This is a genomic window from Micromonospora sp. NPDC049203, from assembly GCF_043197215.1.
In the GTDB taxonomy this organism is placed as follows: domain Bacteria; phylum Actinomycetota; class Actinomycetes; order Mycobacteriales; family Micromonosporaceae; genus Micromonospora.
In genome coordinates, this window is record NZ_JBICSV010000003.1 from 362,307 (window position 1) to 377,601 (window position 15,295).

Annotated in this window: 20 protein-coding genes and 1 pseudogene; 9 read left to right on the forward strand and 12 right to left on the reverse strand. The window is 72.6% G+C overall.

From position 1 onward, the window contains the following. Both ACGFIA_RS10675 and ACGFIA_RS10680 read right to left on the reverse strand, forming a co-directional pair. Positions 1-381: a nuclear transport factor 2 family protein gene (locus ACGFIA_RS10675; RefSeq protein ID WP_357470031.1), complete on the reverse strand. Its 381-nt coding sequence runs from the start codon at positions 379-381 to the stop codon at positions 1-3. A 27-nt stretch (positions 382-408) separates the two neighbouring features. Then, positions 409-1,113, reverse strand: a pseudogene (locus ACGFIA_RS10680) (hypothetical protein); the annotation flags it as partial. Here ACGFIA_RS10680 and ACGFIA_RS10685 point away from each other — a divergent pair. Continuing rightward, positions 1,112-2,068 carry a sulfotransferase family protein gene (locus ACGFIA_RS10685; protein ID WP_393259583.1) on the forward strand — a complete coding sequence of 319 codons (957 nt, stop codon included), beginning with the start codon at positions 1,112-1,114 and terminating at the stop codon, positions 2,066-2,068. The pseudogene ACGFIA_RS10680 and the gene ACGFIA_RS10685 overlap by 2 nt on opposite strands. 14 nt (positions 2,069-2,082) lie before the next feature. Here the strand turns inward: ACGFIA_RS10685 and ACGFIA_RS10690 are convergent, their stop codons facing one another. Together ACGFIA_RS10690 and ACGFIA_RS10695 are read right to left on the reverse strand one after the other, a co-directional pair. Then, complete coding sequence (locus ACGFIA_RS10690; RefSeq protein WP_393259585.1) at positions 2,083-2,412, reverse strand: hypothetical protein; 330 nt, start codon at positions 2,410-2,412, stop codon at positions 2,083-2,085. Between the two features lie 64 nt (positions 2,413-2,476). Continuing rightward, positions 2,477-3,001: a hypothetical protein gene (locus ACGFIA_RS10695; RefSeq protein WP_393259587.1), complete on the reverse strand. Its 525-nt coding sequence runs from the start codon at positions 2,999-3,001 to the stop codon at positions 2,477-2,479. Positions 3,002-3,111: 110 nt separating this feature from the next. Here ACGFIA_RS10695 and ACGFIA_RS10700 point away from each other — a divergent pair, with 110 nt between their 5' ends. The 6 genes from ACGFIA_RS10700 to ACGFIA_RS10725 are packed head-to-tail and all read left to right on the forward strand — an operon-like array spanning position 3,112 to position 9,177. Next, positions 3,112-3,525 (forward strand): GntR family transcriptional regulator, encoded by a 414-nt coding sequence (locus ACGFIA_RS10700; RefSeq protein ID WP_091414760.1) that lies wholly within the window; start codon positions 3,112-3,114, stop codon positions 3,523-3,525. Then, on the forward strand, positions 3,522-4,430 hold the full coding sequence (locus ACGFIA_RS10705; RefSeq protein WP_393259589.1) for an ABC transporter ATP-binding protein: 909 nt from the start codon (positions 3,522-3,524) through the stop codon (positions 4,428-4,430). The genes ACGFIA_RS10700 and ACGFIA_RS10705 overlap by 4 nt, the downstream gene beginning before the upstream one ends. After that, a complete protein-coding gene (locus ACGFIA_RS10710; protein WP_393259591.1) occupies positions 4,427-5,491 on the forward strand; it encodes an ABC transporter permease in 1,065 nt (354 codons plus the stop codon). The genes ACGFIA_RS10705 and ACGFIA_RS10710 overlap by 4 nt, the downstream gene beginning before the upstream one ends. Before the next feature lie 49 nt (positions 5,492-5,540). Continuing rightward, positions 5,541-6,008, forward strand: coding sequence for a DUF4442 domain-containing protein (locus ACGFIA_RS10715; protein ID WP_357479584.1), 468 nt, complete (start codon positions 5,541-5,543; stop codon positions 6,006-6,008). A gap of 47 nt (positions 6,009-6,055) precedes the next feature. Continuing rightward, complete coding sequence (locus ACGFIA_RS10720) at positions 6,056-6,808, forward strand: beta-phosphoglucomutase family hydrolase (protein ID WP_393259593.1); 753 nt, start codon at positions 6,056-6,058, stop codon at positions 6,806-6,808. Then, a complete protein-coding gene (locus ACGFIA_RS10725) occupies positions 6,805-9,177 on the forward strand; it encodes a glycoside hydrolase family 65 protein (RefSeq protein ID WP_357387639.1) in 2,373 nt (790 codons plus the stop codon). Before ACGFIA_RS10720 ends, ACGFIA_RS10725 begins: the two co-directional genes overlap by 4 nt. Before the next feature lie 42 nt (positions 9,178-9,219). Here the strand turns inward: ACGFIA_RS10725 and ACGFIA_RS10730 are convergent, their stop codons facing one another. The 3 genes from ACGFIA_RS10730 to ACGFIA_RS10740 form a co-directional block, all read right to left on the reverse strand. Further along, the gene (locus ACGFIA_RS10730) at positions 9,220-9,399 is read right to left on the reverse strand and encodes a hypothetical protein (protein ID WP_350816704.1); all 180 of its coding nucleotides are present in this window, start codon (positions 9,397-9,399) and stop codon (positions 9,220-9,222) included. 82 nt (positions 9,400-9,481) lie between these two features. Next, the gene (locus tag ACGFIA_RS10735) at positions 9,482-9,829 is read right to left on the reverse strand and encodes a thioredoxin domain-containing protein (RefSeq protein ID WP_357479574.1); all 348 of its coding nucleotides are present in this window, start codon (positions 9,827-9,829) and stop codon (positions 9,482-9,484) included. Further along, positions 9,799-10,191 (reverse strand): MerR family transcriptional regulator, encoded by a 393-nt coding sequence (locus ACGFIA_RS10740; protein WP_357479571.1) that lies wholly within the window; start codon positions 10,189-10,191, stop codon positions 9,799-9,801. The genes ACGFIA_RS10735 and ACGFIA_RS10740 overlap by 31 nt, the downstream gene beginning before the upstream one ends. Before the next feature lie 180 nt (positions 10,192-10,371). Between ACGFIA_RS10740 and ACGFIA_RS10745 the strand changes: the two genes are divergently transcribed. Beyond that, positions 10,372-11,025: a dienelactone hydrolase family protein gene (locus ACGFIA_RS10745; RefSeq protein ID WP_393259596.1), complete on the forward strand. Its 654-nt coding sequence runs from the start codon at positions 10,372-10,374 to the stop codon at positions 11,023-11,025. Between the two features lie 113 nt (positions 11,026-11,138). Here ACGFIA_RS10745 and ACGFIA_RS10750 read toward each other — a convergent pair whose 3' ends face one another. Continuing rightward, on the reverse strand, positions 11,139-12,290 hold the full coding sequence (locus ACGFIA_RS10750; RefSeq protein ID WP_393259598.1) for an AI-2E family transporter: 1,152 nt from the start codon (positions 12,288-12,290) through the stop codon (positions 11,139-11,141). Between the two features lie 130 nt (positions 12,291-12,420). Between ACGFIA_RS10750 and ACGFIA_RS10755 the strand changes: the two genes are divergently transcribed. Further along, the gene (locus tag ACGFIA_RS10755) at positions 12,421-12,603 is read left to right on the forward strand and encodes an antitoxin (protein ID WP_357387651.1); all 183 of its coding nucleotides are present in this window, start codon (positions 12,421-12,423) and stop codon (positions 12,601-12,603) included. A gap of 120 nt (positions 12,604-12,723) precedes the next feature. On the opposite strand, the gene ACGFIA_RS10760 is transcribed toward ACGFIA_RS10755, so the two are convergent. The 4 genes from ACGFIA_RS10760 to ACGFIA_RS10775 form a co-directional block, all read right to left on the reverse strand. Next, positions 12,724-13,332: a C39 family peptidase gene (locus ACGFIA_RS10760; protein ID WP_393259600.1), complete on the reverse strand. Its 609-nt coding sequence runs from the start codon at positions 13,330-13,332 to the stop codon at positions 12,724-12,726. Positions 13,333-13,478: 146 nt separating this feature from the next. Next, a complete protein-coding gene (locus ACGFIA_RS10765) occupies positions 13,479-13,892 on the reverse strand; it encodes a pyridoxamine 5'-phosphate oxidase family protein (RefSeq protein ID WP_357383236.1) in 414 nt (137 codons plus the stop codon). A gap of 32 nt (positions 13,893-13,924) precedes the next feature. Beyond that, positions 13,925-14,254 (reverse strand): YkvA family protein, encoded by a 330-nt coding sequence (locus tag ACGFIA_RS10770; protein WP_357383238.1) that lies wholly within the window; start codon positions 14,252-14,254, stop codon positions 13,925-13,927. Positions 14,255-14,319: 65 nt separating this feature from the next. Beyond that, positions 14,320-15,159, reverse strand: a complete 840-nt coding sequence (locus ACGFIA_RS10775) for a hypothetical protein (protein WP_393259603.1) — start codon at positions 15,157-15,159, stop codon at positions 14,320-14,322. Between the last annotated feature and the right edge of the window lie 136 nt (positions 15,160-15,295).

The window sequence follows — 15,295 nt, forward strand, 5'->3', positions numbered from 1 at the left end:
TCACCCGGCGGCGGCCTGCTTCTCCGGCGCGAACGGCCACTCCTCGAACGACAGGCACCGGCCGTCCTCGGCGAACCGCATGATCCAGAGGTCGCGCCACTCCTGGTGGACGGGGTCGCCGTACCGGACCTGCACCCGTGCCACAGCGGTGTCGCCGTCGACCGCGACGATCTCCGATGTCATCTCGAAGACCTCGTCGGGGCCGTCGCGCTCGCTGTCCCACATGCGGGTGATGGCGGGCAGGCCGACGACCGGATCCCGGTACGGCCCCTGCTGGTAGCTCGCGTCGGCGGTGAACATCGTGCCGAGCGTCGCCGTGCCCGGTGTGCGCCACGCCTGCTCGTACGCCGCGATCCAGGCGGCCACCTGATTCCTGTCCATGGTCGCCAGCCTGCCATCCGCGTGTGTCCGGGTCTCCCAGATCGGCTGCCGGGGATCGTCGTTGTGCACGACGACGTCGGCGTGCTCGGCCGGGCGGGCCGTGGCGAAGTAGAGCCGCTGGGCGGGCAGGTACCGCTCGTGCCAGCGCCGTTCGACGTCGGCTCTCGTCGACACGCTGCTTTCGCGGATCACGGCACGATCCACCGTCTTGTCGAGCGCGGTGGACACGAAGACGCGCAGCTCCCACCGGTCGAGCAGTTCCGGGCGCAGGAGGAAGACGCCGTCGAAGACCAGCACGGCGTCGGCGGGAGCGGTCGCGAGCGGCGGGGACACCACCGCGTTCGTGGCGTGGTCGTAGACCGAGAGCCGGAAGCGCCGGTCGCCGCCGGGGCCGAGCGGGTCGAGCAGCACCCGGTTCAGCGACTGGTGGTCGTGGGTGTCGACGTAGCAGCCCTCGGCCGAGAACTCGCCGCGTCGATAGCGCCGCTCCCGGGGGAAGAGGAAGTCGTCGACTGTCGCCCGGATGACGTACCGGCCACGGGCCCGCAGGACGGCGGCCAGCTCGTCGGCGAGCGTGGTCTTGCCGGCGGCGGGCGGCCCGTCGACGGCGACCCGCGTCGGGTGCGCCACGGTGACGGACCCGACCGCGTCGGCCAGGAGGTCGATCAGCTGATCGCGGCGGTGATAATCGGATTGCCCCCGCGCCGGGCCGGGAGTTTGACTGCCGTCCATGCCGTCCCTCTCGCCGGTCTTCGTCGCTGGTACGGGCCGTTCGGGCACGTCACGGATCGCCGACGTCATCGGCCAGCATCCGCTGATCCACCGGATCCCGATGGAGACCAAGTTCATCGTCGAACCGGGCGGCCTGCGGGACCTGGCCGACGCGCTCACCGAACGATACGACCCCATCGTCGGTGAGGACGCCCTGCACCGGCTGAGCGACTTCCTCACCGTACGGGTCCCCGGACGGCGGGACGACCGTGGCAAGACCGTGCCCGAGCTGGTCGGCGTGGGCCGGTACCGGGACGCCGTACACCGGCTCTGGCCGCAGATCATCGCGTACGCGTACGACGAACCCGCACCCCCGGAGGGCTTCGGCGACGGCGACCGGCCGGCCGGGCCGTTCGGGCCGGCCAGCCGGCGGCGGGCCGTCGCGAGGCACTTCCGGGACCGGGGCGAGCTGATCGGCGTCCTGCGCGGCCTGGTCGACACCCTGTTCGGCGGGGCGGCGGCCGACGCGGGCAAGCCGACCTGGTGCGAGAAGACCCCGTTCAACCTCTTCGCCATGGACTTCCTCTGGGAGCTGGTCCCCGAGGCGACGATCGTGCACATCAAGCGCCACCCGGTCGCGGTGCTGGCCTCCCACCTGGCCCAGCCGTGGGCGCCGTCCACTGTCGACGGTGTGCTCGCCTACCTGCTGCCGGTCTACGACAGGTGGCTGGCCTGGAAGAACGCCACCGACCTGGCGGGCCGGCGATACGTCGAGGTGAAGGCGGAAGACCTGGCGGCCGACTGGCCCGACCAGCGGCGTGTCCTGTTCGGGCGGCTCGGCGTCGAGGACTACCCCACCTCGTCGACCTTCCAGTCAGCCAAGCTGGCGCACCGCGACGGCCAGTTCGACGCGGACACCCGCGCGTACGTCGAGCGGGAACTGGGCGAGATCATCCCCGCGATGGGATACGAGTGACGGCCGCGCGGACCTCAGCAGGAGGCGGCGCGATCGATCGGGATCATCAGGCCGGCGCTCACTGCGATTCCCAGTACGGCGAATGCCAGCCACGGCCAGGGGTTCCGGATTCGGGGCTGGAGGCCTACCCGGGCCACGACGACGGAGAGAACCGCCGTCGCCGTCATCGCCAGGACCAGCAGGGCGTACGCATCCCTCGCCGCCTGCGCCGAAGCGTAGGTGTCACCGTCGCACGGCGCGGAGGGCGCCAGGAGCGGGACGCAACTGAGACAGCTCGTGACGACGAGCAGTGTGCCGAGCACGGTCACCAGAGTCGCTGCCGCCTTCGCCGCACCGGATCGCATCGACCGGACACTAGCGTCCGAACGTCTCGGCGGTGACACGACCGGGCATCAGCAAGATCAGGTGTCACGCCCTGCGGCGCAGTTCGCGGAGCACGCCGTGGCGGCGGAGCGCCCACCCCAGGCGCCGTGCGCTGGGGTGCCTGACAAACAGCACCGCCGCCCGGCGGACCAGCCCGAACCGGTTGTCGCTCACCTGGTCGTCGACCGCCCGCCAGATCAGCTCGCGTACGCCGGCGCTGTCCAGCATCGCCCGTACCTCGTGGCGTACCCGGGGATCCTCGGCCGCGGACGTGACGGCGGTGACCAGGCCGGGCCGGTCGGCGATCGGCTCCACCGCCGCGGTGACGAGCGGCCGGCGTACGGTGTCCCGTTCCAGCAGCAGCAACACCGCCTCCCGGACCTCGGTGCTGTCGAGCCCGGACCGCAGCAGGCCCAGCGCGCTCCGCTCGACCTCGCGGTCGCGGTCCGGAAGGGACAGCGCGGCCAGCAGCACTGTCACCTCGTCGAGGTCGACGAGGTGACGCAGCCCGTCGCGGAACTCCGGTAGCGCCCACGCCACCGTCAGCCCACGCGCGAGATCGCGGTTCATGGGCCACTGGCTACCCGCAGTCGGCGGCCGGCGAAACGCCCTCCGGATGTTGCCATGACGCTTAACTGGTGTTCTACTCAACCATAACAATCTGACGGAGGGTCACCAGGGTGATCAACTTTCATGTCGACCGGTCCAGCAGCGTCCCCGCGTACGCCCAGCTGGTGCGGCAGGTCCGTGAGGCGCTGCGGATCGGGACGCTGCGGCCAGGGGACCAGCTCCCCACCGTGCGCAGCGTGGTGACCTCGTGCACCGTCAACCCGACCACTGTGCTCAAGGCGTACCGGGAGCTGGAGCTGTCCGGCCTGGTGGAGGCGAGGCAGGGGGCGGGCACGTTCGTCAGCGGGACGCTCGGGCACGCCGATCCCCACGTCATGGCCCGCCTGCGCGGCAGCCTGGCCCGGTGGCTCGGCCAGGCCCGCGAGGCCGGTCTGGAGGACGAGGACGTCCAGGCGCTGCTCGCCTCGGTGATCGCGGCGAACGCGACACCCGCGAGGAGAGAGAACGCGGAGGGCGCGGCGTGAACGGCGAGCCGGTCGCCGTCGAGGCGCGTGACCTGAGCCGGCGCTACGGCACCGTGTGGGCGCTGCGGGAGTGCTCGTTCGCGCTGCCCGCCAACCGGGTCGTCGCGCTCGTAGGCGCGAACGGCGCGGGCAAGTCGACGCTGCTGAGCATCATCGCCGGCACCCTCGCGGCCACCGGCGGCACCGTGCTGGTGCGCGGCCGGCAGGTGGTGCGGGGCGGGTCCGCCGACGGCGGCAGCCGGGTGGCGATCCTGGCCCAGGACAAGCCGCTCTACCGCGACTTCACCGTCTCGGACATGCTCCGCTTCGGCCGCTCGACGAACCGCGTGTGGGACCAGCGGCGGGCGCTGTCGTGGCTCGACCGCTTCGCCGTCCCGCTGGACCGGCGCTGCGGCAAGCTGTCCGGCGGGCAGCGGGCGCAGGTCGCGCTGGCGGTCGCGCTCGGCTCCCGCCCGGCGGTGCTGCTGCTGGACGAACCCCTCGCCAACCTGGATCCGCTGGCCCGCGTCGAGGTGACAGGCGAGTTGCTGGCGGAGGTCGCCGACGACGACATGACAGTCGTGCTGTCGACCCACATCGTCGCCGAGCTGAGCGGCGTCGGTGACCACCTGCTGCTGCTCGACGCCGGTCGGCCCGTCCTCACCGGCGACGTCGAGGAGTTGCTCGACAGCCACGTCCGGCTGACCGGGCCCCGCGCCGACCAGCCACCCGGGCCGGGCACGATCGTCCAGGCGCAGCACACCGGCCGCCAGTCCACCTTCGTGCTGCGGCGGCCGGCGGCACCGGCGGCGCACGCGGTCGTGGCGCCCGGCTGGACCGCCCAGCCGATCACCCTGGACGAGCTGATCCTGACCCACCTCAGAGCGTCGGCCGCCGCGCCGCACGAGCGGGAGGCAGCCGCATGAGCCCGGTCGGCCAGCTGTCCGCACCCACGAACCGCCGCAGCGACCCCGGGTACGCCGGGGGCGTACGCGGTCTGCTCTGGCTGACCTGGCGTCAGCACCGCTGGACGGTGATCGGCACGCTGGTCCTGGCCGCCGTCCTGGTGGGCTGGATGACCTACCTGTCCGTGGAGCTGACGAACCTGTGGCACCAGTGCCACGAGACGTTCTGCGCGGAGGACTCGCCACAGGGCCGGCGGCTCGGCGGCTCCTCCAGCCTGGTCCTGACCCTGGCCGTCCTGTCGCAGGTGGTGCAGTGGATGCCGCTGCTGATCGGCGTGTTCGTCGGCGTCCCGGTGCTGACCAGGGAACACGAGCAGCGCACCCTGCTGCTGGCCTGGAGTCAGGATGTCTCCCCGCAGCGGTGGCTCTGGACGAGGCTGGCCCTGCTCGGCCTGTTCGTGGCGGCGGTGACCTCGGCCGTCGCCGGCGTCAGCGACCACCTGGAGCGACTCCAGGCGCGGGTCGCCCCGGTGAGCCTCTTCGAGTACGGGCCGTTCCTCAACACGGCGATGCTTCCGGCCGTGATCAGCCTCTGCTGGTTCGCGGTCGGCGTAGCGCTCGGCGCCGCGATCAAGCGCACGCTGCCGGCCGTGTTCGGCGTGATCGTGGGCTTCGTCGGCCTGACCTATTTCGTCCGGTGGCGCTACCCCACGCTGATGGAGCCGCTGACCGCGCACCGCGTCATCGGCGGGCCGGGCGTGGGTGTGCTGCGCGACAACGCCCTGGTCGTCAAGGGCGGCATGATCGACTACGGGGTCGACGGGCCGTCCGGCGCGTTCGACGCCTCCGGGCGTGAGCTCAGCGGGGTCGAGCTGCAACACCTCTGCCCACCCGACAACGGCACCGGCCGGACGCTCGCCTGCTTCGTCGAGCACAACCTTCAGCAGCACCTCCAGTACCAGCCGGGCAGCCGGATCCCCGAGTTCCACCTGATCGTCGCCGGCGGCTACCTGGGCCTGACCGCGCTGGCGCTCCTCGTCGTCTGGTGGATCGTCCGCCGTACCGACCTGAGCGCGGGCTGACCAGGGGATCGGCCTTGCCGGTGTTATTACTGGCGAGTAGCGTTCGGGCATGAGCATCGACTCTCGCCAGGTGGCGGCCGGTCTCCTCGACGCCGTGCCGTTCGCCCGCACGCTCGGGATCGAGTTCGTCGAGGTGGCGCCCGAGGCCGAGGGCGGGGTCCGCGTCGTGGCCCGGCTCCCCGACCTGCCGGCGCACCACAACCACCTCGGCGGCCCGCACGCCGGGGCCATGTTCACGCTGGGGGAGAGCGCCTCCGGCGCGGCAGTCCTGGCCGCCTTCGGGCAGGTGCTCGACCGGGCCGTACCTCTGCCGGTGACCGCGTCGGTCCACTTCCGCAAGATCGCGATGGGCCCGGTGCTGGCGACCGCGCGGCTCGGCGGCGTCCCCGCCGAGGTGCTGGCCGAGCTGGACGCCGGCCGACGGCCGGAGTTCCCGGTCGAGGTGGAGGTCCGCACCGAGGACGGCACGCTCACCTCCTCGCTCACAGTGATCTGGACGCTGCGTCCGAACCGCTGAGCCCGGAACGGTGTTTACCCGGCGCGGGCTCTGGTTAGATTCAAGCGATGCTGGGCCTCCCCGAGCACGTGAGCGCGTGTCTCTTCGATCTGGACGGTGTGCTGACGCAGACCGCCAAGGTGCACAACGCCGCCTGGGCGGAGACGTTCGACGCGTACCTGAGGCGACGGTCGGCCGAAACCGGCGAGCCGTTCCACCCGTTCGACAGCGGACCGGACTACAACCGGTACGTGGACGGCAGACCGCGCGCCGACGGGGTGCGCACATTCCTGGCCTCGCGCGGCATCACGCTGCCCGAGGGATCGCCGGACGACCCGCCCGAGGCGGACACCGTCAACGGTCTCGGCAACCGTAAGAACGTCGTGCTGCTCCAGCGGATCGAGCACAACGGCGTCGAGGCGTACGAGGGCTCGGTGCGCTACCTGGAGGCGGCCACCGCGGCCGGGCTGCGCCGCGCTGTCGTCTCGGCCAGCGCCAACTGCGCCGCCGTGGTGCACGCCGCCGGGCTGGACCACTGGCTGGAGGCGCGGGTGGACGGCGTGGTCGCCCGCGCGAACGGGCTGCGCGGCAAACCGGACCCGGACACGTTCCTGGAAGGCGCCCGGCTGCTCGGCGTCGAACCGGCCCAGGCCGCCGTCTTCGAGGACGCCCTCGCCGGGGTGGCCGCCGGACGGGCCGGCGGATTCGGGTACGTGGTCGGCGTCGACCGGGTCGGCCAGGCCGGCGAACTGCTCGCGCACGGCGCCGACGTGGTGGTCACCGACCTCGCCGAACTGCTCGCCGCGGAGCCGGCCGCGTGATCCGGGAACGGGCGTACCCGGTCGAGCCCTGGCACGTCCGGGAGATGCGGCTCGACATGGACGTGCTGGCCCAGTCCGAGTCGGTGTTCGCGCTCTCCAACGGGCACATCGGGCTGCGTGGCAACCTCGACGAGGGCGAGCCGCACGGGCTGCCCGGCACCTACCTGAACTCGTTCTACGAGCTGCGCCCGCTGCCGTACGCGGAAGCCGGCTTCGGGTTCCCCGAGTCCGGGCAGACCATCGTCAACGTCACGAACGGCAAGCTGATCCGGCTGCTCGTGGACGACGAACCGCTCGACGTGCGCTACGGCGAACTCCTCGCCCACGAGCGGGTCCTCGACCTGCGCGCCGGCACGCTCCAGCGGGACCTGCACTGGCGTTCCCCGGCCGGACGCGAGGTGAAGGTCCGTACCACCCGGCTGGTGTCGTTCACCCAGCGCTCGGTGGCCGCCATCCACTACGAGGTCGAGCCGGTCGACGGGCCGCTGCGGCTGATCCTCCAGTCCGAGCTGGTCGCCAACGAGTCGCTGCCGCCGCAGAGCCGCGACCCCCGGGTGGCCGCCGTGCTGGAATCGCCGTTGCAGGCCGAGGAGGAGCTGACCACCGACGACGGCGGCCAGCTCATCCACCGCACCAAGGTCAGCGGGCTGCGGGTCGCCGCCGCGATGGGCCACGACGTGGACGGGCCCGAACGCACCACGATCGAGAGCGAGGGGTACGAGGACTGGGTCCGCACCACCATCGGCTGCGTGCTCAAGCCCGGCCAGACGCTCCGGGTGGTCAAGTACCTCACGTACGGCTGGTCCAGCCGCCGGTCCCTCCCGGCGCTGCGCGACCAGGTCGGCGCGGCACTGGCCGCGGCCCGGCTCGACGGCTGGGACGGGCTGCGCCGGGCCCAGCGCGAATACCTGGACGCGTTCTGGGACGCCGCCGACGTGCGCGTCGAGGGCGACCCCGAGGTGCAGCAGGCCGTCCGGTTCGGTCTCTTCCACGTCCTCCAGGCCGGCGCCCGCGCGGAACGGCGGCCCATCTCGGCCAAGGGCCTCACCGGCCCGGGGTACGACGGCCACGCGTTCTGGGACACCGAGATGTTCGTGCTGCCGGTGCTCACGTACACCCAGCCGGGCGCCGTGCGCGACGCGTTGCAGTGGCGGTACGACACGCTGGCCCAGGCGCAGGAACGCGCCCGCACACTGAACCTCGCCGGGGCGGCCTTCCCGTGGCGAACCATCGAAGGGCCGGAGTCGTCGGCGTACTGGCCGGCCGGGACCGCCGCGTTCCACATCGCCGCCGACGTCGCCGACGCGCTGCGCCGCTACGTGCTGGTGACCGGCGACGAGGCGCTGGAACGGGACATCGGCCTGGAACTGCTCGTCGAGACCGCCCGGCTGTGGCGCTCACTCGGCCACCACGACCGCGCCGGACGGTTCCACATCGACGGCGTGACCGGCCCGGACGAGTACACGGCGGTGAAGAACGACAACGTCTACACCAACCTGATGGCGCAGCGGAACCTGCTGACCGCGGCGGACTGCGCGATGCGCTACCGGGACCAGGCGCTCGACCTCGGCGTCACCGAGGAGGAGGCCGCCGCCTGGCGGGACGCCGCGAACGACATGCACATCCCGTACGACGCGGAGACCGACGTCCACGAGCAGGTGGAGGGGTTCACCCGCTTCCAGGAGTGGGACTTCGAGCACACGCCGCCGGAGAAGTACCCGCTGCTGCTGCACTACCCGTACTTCGACCTCTACCGCAAGCAGGTCGTCAAGCAGGCCGACCTGGTGCTCGCCATGCACTGGCGGGGCGACGCGTTCAGCGCCGCCGAGAAGCTGCGCAACTTCGTCTACTACGAGCGGCGCACCGTACGCGACTCGTCGCTGAGCGCCTGCACCCAGGCGGTGCTGGCGGCCGAGGTCGGCTACCTCGAACTGGCCCACCGCTATCTGCGCGAGGCCGCGCTGATGGACCTGCACGACCTCAACGAGAACACCCGCGACGGCGTGCACATGGCGTCCCTGGCCGGCGCCTGGATCGCGCTCGTGGCCGGCTTCGGCGGGCTGCGTGACCACGACGGGACGCTCTCCTTCGCACCCCGGCTCTCCAGCCGCCTCAGCCGCCTGGAGTTCTCACTCCAGTGGCACGGGATGCGGCTGCGCGTCGACGTCCGGCCGCACCAGACGACGTACTCGCTGCGCAACGGCGGGCCGGACACCGTCGTGGAGTTGCGGCACCACGGCGAGCCGTTGCGGGTCACCTCCGCGCAGCCGGTCACCGTGCCGGTGCCCCCGGCACACCCGAAGGGGCCGCAGCCGGAGCAGCCGCAGGGCCGCGCGCCGCTGATGCACCTGCCCGAACGCATGGACTGAGCGGCCCCGCCCCCAGGGGCGGGACCGCTCGGTAGGCGTACCTCAGAACTGGCGGCCGTTCGACGGACGCCCGCCGGCGTCGCGCGGCGCCGTGGCCCGCGGGTCGTCGGCGGTACGCGCCGTCGCGGCGCGGTCGGCCCAGTCCGGCGAGTCCTTCAGCTCCTGCTCACGGCGTTCCTGGTCGGTGCGTTCCTGTTCCCGGGACCTGTCCTGTTTCGCCATGACGATCCTCGCGATCGGTCGGGGTCCGTGGTCACCCCGCGCGTTCCCGCCCGGCGGCGTCTCAACCGTCCCGGTCGAGGGCTCAGCCGTCCAGGTGCTGGGCGAAGCTGCGGCGCAGGTGGTCCTTGGGGCGGGAGCCGACGATCGAGCCGACCACCTCGCCGCGCCGGAACACCAGCATGGTCGGCGCGGACATGATCCGGTGGTCGCGCGTGGTGGCGGGGTTCTCGTCCGTGTTGACGGCCACGAAGCGCAGCGCGTCGCCGAACTCCTCGGCCAGCTCGGCCAGGTGCTTCGACACCACCCGGCACGGTGGGCACCATTCGGCCCAGAAGTCCACCACGACCGGCCGGTCGGCGGCCAGCACTGTGGCCGCGAAGGTCTCGTCGGTGACCGCTGTCAGCCGTCCGGTCCCCGTGTCCTGAGGCATGTTTCCTCCCGTTGGATGATCGCGTGGGCGAGCTGGTCGTGCAGCCGGCGGCGGACGTCGCCGAGCCGGTCGAGGTAGTCGTCCACCTCGGCGAGCTTGCGCCGCAGCACCGCCACCGAATCGGGGCAGACGTCACCGGAGTCGTTCCCGGCGCGCAGGCAGGCGACGAACGGGCGGATGTCGTCCAGACCGAAGCCGATCGCCAGCAGGGACCGGATCTCGCGGACGACGCGTAGTTCCGCCTCGTCGTAGACCCGGTATCCGTTGGCGGACCGGTGCGGACGGACCAGTCCGTGTGCCTCGTAGTAGCGCAGGGTGCGGGTGCTCGTACCGGCCCGCCGCGCCAGCTCCCCGATCCGCATCCGCCGCCCCCGTCCCTCTCTGCCGATTGACGCTAAACCTTGCCGCCGACGTCAACGCAACCCTTCACGCGGGGGTGATCATGAGGTTGGCGGGGTGAGGAAGCGCTTTCTGGGCCGTCAACTTCATGATCGTCGGGGTGGGGGGTATGCGCGGGGAGAGCGGGAGGGGCGGTGAAGGGGATGCGTGAGGTTTCGGTTCCTGTGGTTGCGGGCGGGCTCGTGGGGGACGTGGTGGTGCCGGCGAGGGCCGGTGGGGTGGTGTTGTTCGCTCATGGGAGCGGCAGCTCGCGGCACAGCCCGCGCAACATGGCAGTCGGGCGGGCACTGAACGAGCGCGGGCTCGGCACGATGCTGGTCGACCTGCTGACCGCCGACGAGGAGGCCCGGGACGAGATCACCGCCGAGCTGCGCTTCGACATCGGCATGCTGGCCGAGCGCCTCGCCGGGATCGTCGACTGGATGGACGCCGACCCGGAACTGGGCCGGCTGCCGATCGGGCTGTTCGGTGCCAGCACCGGTGCCGCCGCCGCCCTGGTCGCCGCCGCGGCCCGGCCGGACCGGGTGGGCGCGGTGGTCTCCCGGGGCGGGCGGCCGGATCTGGCCGGCAGCTCCCTGACTGCGGTACGCGCACCGACGCTGCTGCTCGTCGGCGGCCTGGACGAGCAGGTGATCGTGCTCAACGAGCAGGCCCGGGACGCGCTGGGCGAGCTCGCCGAGCTGCGCATCGTGCCCGGTGCCACGCACCTGTTCGAGGAGCCCGGCACGCTGGAGCAGGTGGCCGACCAGGCCGGCACCTGGTTCACCACCCACCTGCGCCAGCCGCACCCCGCCTGACCAGCCCGCGTGGAGCGGTCCCGGCGGCCCGCAACTCGTGTCGGCAGTCAGCCGGCGCCGGGTGGCTGTCCGATCGTGCCGGCCGTCAGCCGTCAGCCGTCAGCCGTCAGCCGTCAGCCCGCTGCTTCGGCGGCTCGGCCGGGATCGGCGGCCGGGCCGGGTGCGGCGTTCCCGCTCCGCTCGGCGGCGCGGTGCCGCTGCACGGTGTCCAGCACACGCCAGAGCACCGCCGCGATCGGCACCGACACGAACGCACCGGCGACCCCGGCGACCAGCGTGCCGGCGGTGACCACCACCAGGATGACCGCCGGATGAAGCTGCACCTGCCGCCGCATCACCAGGGGTTCGAGCAGGTTGCCCTCGATCTGCTGGACGGCGATCACGGCGGCAAGCGTGAGCAGTGCGGTGGTCGGGCCGTTCGCGGCGAGCGCGACGAGCACCGCCACCGCACCGGCCACCGTGGCGCCGATGATCGGCACGAAGCCGCCGAGGAACGTGATCAGGGCGAGCGGCAGGGCCAGCGGGACACGCAACACCACAAGCGCCAGCCCGATGCCGATGGCGTCGATGGCCGCGATGATCATCGTGCCCCGGCTGTACGCGCCGAGCGTCCGCCAGCCCGCCCGTCCCGCCTCGGCGGTCAGCTCCCGGCGCGGGCCGGTCAGCCTGCGCAGCACCCAACGCCACATCGAACGGCCGTCCTTGAGCAGGAAGAACAGCAGCACCAGGGCGAGCAGCACCGCGCCCGCGACCTCGGCGACCTTGCGCGCCCCGGCGACCGGGTCGGGTGCGCCGCTGCTCAGGCCCTGCCGGATCTGCTCGACGAGCCGGTCGAGCTGCTGGTCGGTGACGGGCAGGCTCGACGTGACGAAGTCCCGGGTGCGCTGCAACCCCTCGTCGAGCTGCTGGCTCAACTCGCTGAACTGGCTCGCCGTGAGGTTCCAGACCAGGACGCCGGCGCCGCCCAGGATGCCGAGCAGCAGCAGGATGCTCAGCAGCGCGGCGAGCCCGGCCGGCACCCGCAGCCGGCGCAGGCGTACCAGCACCGGGTCGAGCAGCGCGGCGAGGAAGAGCGTGCCGGCCAGCGCCACGGCGAGCGGCGCGAGCAACACGGCGATCTGCCCGAGCAGCCACAGCCCGGCCGTCACGACCAGGAGGCAGGCGCTCCAGGTGACAGCCGTGCGTACCGGCCAGGGAAGTCCGGCCCACGTCTGTCGCGGTCCGGCGGTCGGTGCCCGCCCGGGTATACCAGCGTCGTCGTCCACGTCGCCCTCCTCGATCGTGGCCGTTGGTACCCGACAGGGATCGATCCGACACCAGGGCGGTAACCACCCACCCGGTGTTTGTGCCCCCGGCCTCAGGGAAGGCATTCAACGTATCGAAGGGAGATCGGACATGAGCAACTTCATGGACAAGGCCAAGGACTTCGCGGACAAGCATGACAAGCAGGTCGACCAGGGGATCGAGAAGGCGGGCGACGCCGCCGACAAGCGCAGCGGCGGCAAGTACGACGCGCAGATCGACAAGGGCGTCGACATGGCGCAGCAGCGCACCGGCGAAGGCGACACCGGTCGCTGACGTACGCCCGCTTCGGCGCCGGAACACGACGGCGGCCACGCCCCCGGATGGGGAGCGTGGCCGCCGCGGCGTCGGGCCGGCCTCCACAGGGGAGACCGGCCCGTGCGTCAGAAGGCGGGGTCAGGAGCTGTAGCCGCGGCCGGCGATCCAGTTGGCCAGCTCGGTCACGTCCATCCAGTACGTCGGCTCGTCCGGCCGGGCCGGGTCGGCGATCAGCACCCGGTCGCCGTCGCCCTCGTACCGCACCACAGTCACGTAGTGGCCGGGGTAGCTGTGCTCCACCCCGTCGATGTCCCGGGCACCGCCCAGGATGTTCGCCACCACCGGCCGGTCGTCGTCCACAGCGGTACGGATGTCCGCGCGCAGGCGGTCGACCTGCCCACGGGTGGCCACGTCGTCGCGGATCTCGGTGGTCCGGTACTTGCCTCCGGTGTACTCGTTCAGCACCCGGGTGATGTCGATGGCCGAGTCGGTGCCGTTCTCGGTGGTGCCGAGCTTGGCGGCCAGCTCGTCCTGGCTCACGTCCCTGCCCTCGGCCGACAGCGCGATCCGGGTCGAGGCGGGACCGCAGTAGAAGTAGTTCGGCTGCGCCTGGTACTCGTAGTCGGCGGCACGGTCACCCTTGCCCTTGACCGGGGCGGCATGGGCGGCGGCCGGGCCGGCGACGGCACCGCCGGCAGCGGCCAGGCCGGCGACGGACAGCACGCACTTACGGATGATCGGATTCATTGTCGAGGCTCCATTCGGGGGTCGACGGCTCCGTGCGGGAGACGTGGCACCAGGAGTGGCGCTCGGCGTACGGAGAGTTCAACCGCCCTACTGCGGCACGCCATTTCCAGGCGTGGCCGGGGCCACACCGGAACCGGACGGACGGCTCAGCCGGGGAGACTTCCCAGTAGCCCGGTCACCGCGATCTCGATGACCACCCGCTCCGGATTCGGGCGCGGGGTGCGATACCGCTCGGCGTACCGGCGCTCGGCCTCGGCCACCGACTCCGGGTCGCGGCGCAGCACCGCCCGGCCCTCCACGGTCAGCCACCACCGGCCGTCGACCTGGCACACCGCGACCGGGACGCCGTCCGGCCCGGCCACCGCGACGTGCCGGGCCTTCGCCGACCCGGCGGAGGTGATCACCCGGGCCAGCCGGGCCGCCGGGTCGAAGGTCACCCCCACGGGTACGACGTGCGGGGTGCCGTCGGCACGGGGTGTGGTGAGCGTGGCGAGGTGCCGGTCCGCGAAGAAGCGGGCCACCCGCTCGTCGCCCGGATCCAACCGGTGCCGTCCCGCCATGTCGTCTCCTCGTTCGGCGTACCTGTGGAACCTCAGCGGCGGGGTGCCGGCGGCAGCGTCTTCACCGGGGACTCCCCGGCGGCCCGCTGCTCGGCGCGGTGCTTGGCGACCAGCCGGCCCAGGTAGAACAGCGCACCCGCCAGGACGCCCATGTCGTCCAGGTAGATCGGGTCGGGCAGCAGGTCCACCGGCAGGATCGTGTAGATCAGCGCGCCGTAGAACGCGACCTTGCCGCCGGCGCCGAGCGCGCCGAGCATGCGGCGCGTGCGGACCAGCCGGACGGCGAGGACCACCGCCCCGGCCAGCATCGCCACCGCGACGACGGCGGCGAGCACGACGAGCACCCAGGCTTCACGGGACACGCCATCACGCTAGTCGAGCCGGGCCGGTGCCGCCCGCTGACGTGGCACCGGCCGGCAGCGAACTCTCAGGCCGCGACTGCCGCCCGTCCCCGGGCCACCGGGGGCAGCTCGCGGGTGACCTCGACGGCCGCCGCCCCGGCCGGCAGTTCCCGGGTGGTCTCCGGCCCGGCGAACCCGACGATGGACAGTTCCGCCTGCGGCTCGGCGACCGGGTGCAGTGCGGCGAACACCTCGTCGCGCAGGCTCTGCGCCGCGGCCGCGGCCAGCTCGGCTGCCTGCCAGGCGGCCTGCTCCCGCTGGGCGGCGGCCCGGTGCCGTGCCGCCAGGTTGTCCCGGACCAGCCGGCGCAGCAGCAGTTCCTGCTCGACCGGGTGCCGGGTCGGGTCCCAGCCGTTGCCGCCGAGGATGTCGCTGAGCTGCCGCACCGTGATCTCGTTGCGCCACTGGGCGTCCATCGCGGCCCGGTGCAGCCAGCGCTCCCGGTCCGCGTACTCGGCCGGGGTCCGGGCGGTCCGGGGCAGCGGCAGCGCCGCGGCGGCAGCCAGGCGCCGTACGTCGTCCTCCGCCGCCTGGTACGCCTGCCAGGCCGACTCGGCCTCCTCCTGGGCGGTCAGCCACTCCGCCCGGCTGCGCTCCGCGGTAGCCGCCGCGCGGGAGGCGGCCACGGCGACCTCGTCGGCGTACCGGTCCCGGTCCCGGTCCCGGTCCTGTACGCGGGCCCGCTCGGCCTGTTCGATGCTGCTCGGCCGGGCGGCGTCGCTGATCCGGTCGACGAGTTCCGAGCGGAACCGGGACGGGCGGACGATCAGCGCGGCCACCACTGTCGCGGCCACGGCGAGCAGGACCAGCCAGATCACGGCGGCCGTGGGCATGTCGGGCAGGACGGCGGAGAAGACGGTCTGCATCACCAGCACCTCAAGGTGGAACGAAGGACGATAAGCGGTTGTGGCCCGGGCATCCGGGCGGGTGCGCGTCGTGAACGGAGACGCGGCACGCGCGGCAGGGCGCGAGGCGTGCGGCCGTGAGGCCGCGCCGGGGCGT

Coding starts and splice junctions, on each gene's coding strand:
- ACGFIA_RS10710 (WP_393259591.1), top strand. CDS start 4,427: ATGAGCCCGGTCGGCCAGCTGTCCGCACCCACGAACCGCCGCAGCGAC.
- ACGFIA_RS10675 (WP_357470031.1), bottom strand. CDS start 381: ATGGACAGGAATCAGGTGGCCGCCTGGATCGCGGCGTACGAGCAGGCG.
- ACGFIA_RS10720 (WP_393259593.1), top strand. CDS start 6,056: ATGCTGGGCCTCCCCGAGCACGTGAGCGCGTGTCTCTTCGATCTGGAC.
- ACGFIA_RS10730 (WP_350816704.1), bottom strand. CDS start 9,399: ATGGCGAAACAGGACAGGTCCCGGGAACAGGAACGCACCGACCAGGAA.
- ACGFIA_RS10685 (WP_393259583.1), top strand. CDS start 1,112: ATGCCGTCCCTCTCGCCGGTCTTCGTCGCTGGTACGGGCCGTTCGGGC.
- ACGFIA_RS10775 (WP_393259603.1), bottom strand. CDS start 15,159: ATGCAGACCGTCTTCTCCGCCGTCCTGCCCGACATGCCCACGGCCGCC.
- ACGFIA_RS10695 (WP_393259587.1), bottom strand. CDS start 3,001: ATGAACCGCGATCTCGCGCGTGGGCTGACGGTGGCGTGGGCGCTACCG.
- ACGFIA_RS10690 (WP_393259585.1), bottom strand. CDS start 2,412: ATGCGATCCGGTGCGGCGAAGGCGGCAGCGACTCTGGTGACCGTGCTC.
- ACGFIA_RS10735 (WP_357479574.1), bottom strand. CDS start 9,829: ATGCCTCAGGACACGGGGACCGGACGGCTGACAGCGGTCACCGACGAG.
- ACGFIA_RS10745 (WP_393259596.1), top strand. CDS start 10,372: ATGCGTGAGGTTTCGGTTCCTGTGGTTGCGGGCGGGCTCGTGGGGGAC.
- ACGFIA_RS10755 (WP_357387651.1), top strand. CDS start 12,421: ATGAGCAACTTCATGGACAAGGCCAAGGACTTCGCGGACAAGCATGAC.
- ACGFIA_RS10760 (WP_393259600.1), bottom strand. CDS start 13,332: ATGAATCCGATCATCCGTAAGTGCGTGCTGTCCGTCGCCGGCCTGGCC.
- ACGFIA_RS10715 (WP_357479584.1), top strand. CDS start 5,541: ATGAGCATCGACTCTCGCCAGGTGGCGGCCGGTCTCCTCGACGCCGTG.
- ACGFIA_RS10740 (WP_357479571.1), bottom strand. CDS start 10,191: ATGCGGATCGGGGAGCTGGCGCGGCGGGCCGGTACGAGCACCCGCACC.
- ACGFIA_RS10765 (WP_357383236.1), bottom strand. CDS start 13,892: ATGGCGGGACGGCACCGGTTGGATCCGGGCGACGAGCGGGTGGCCCGC.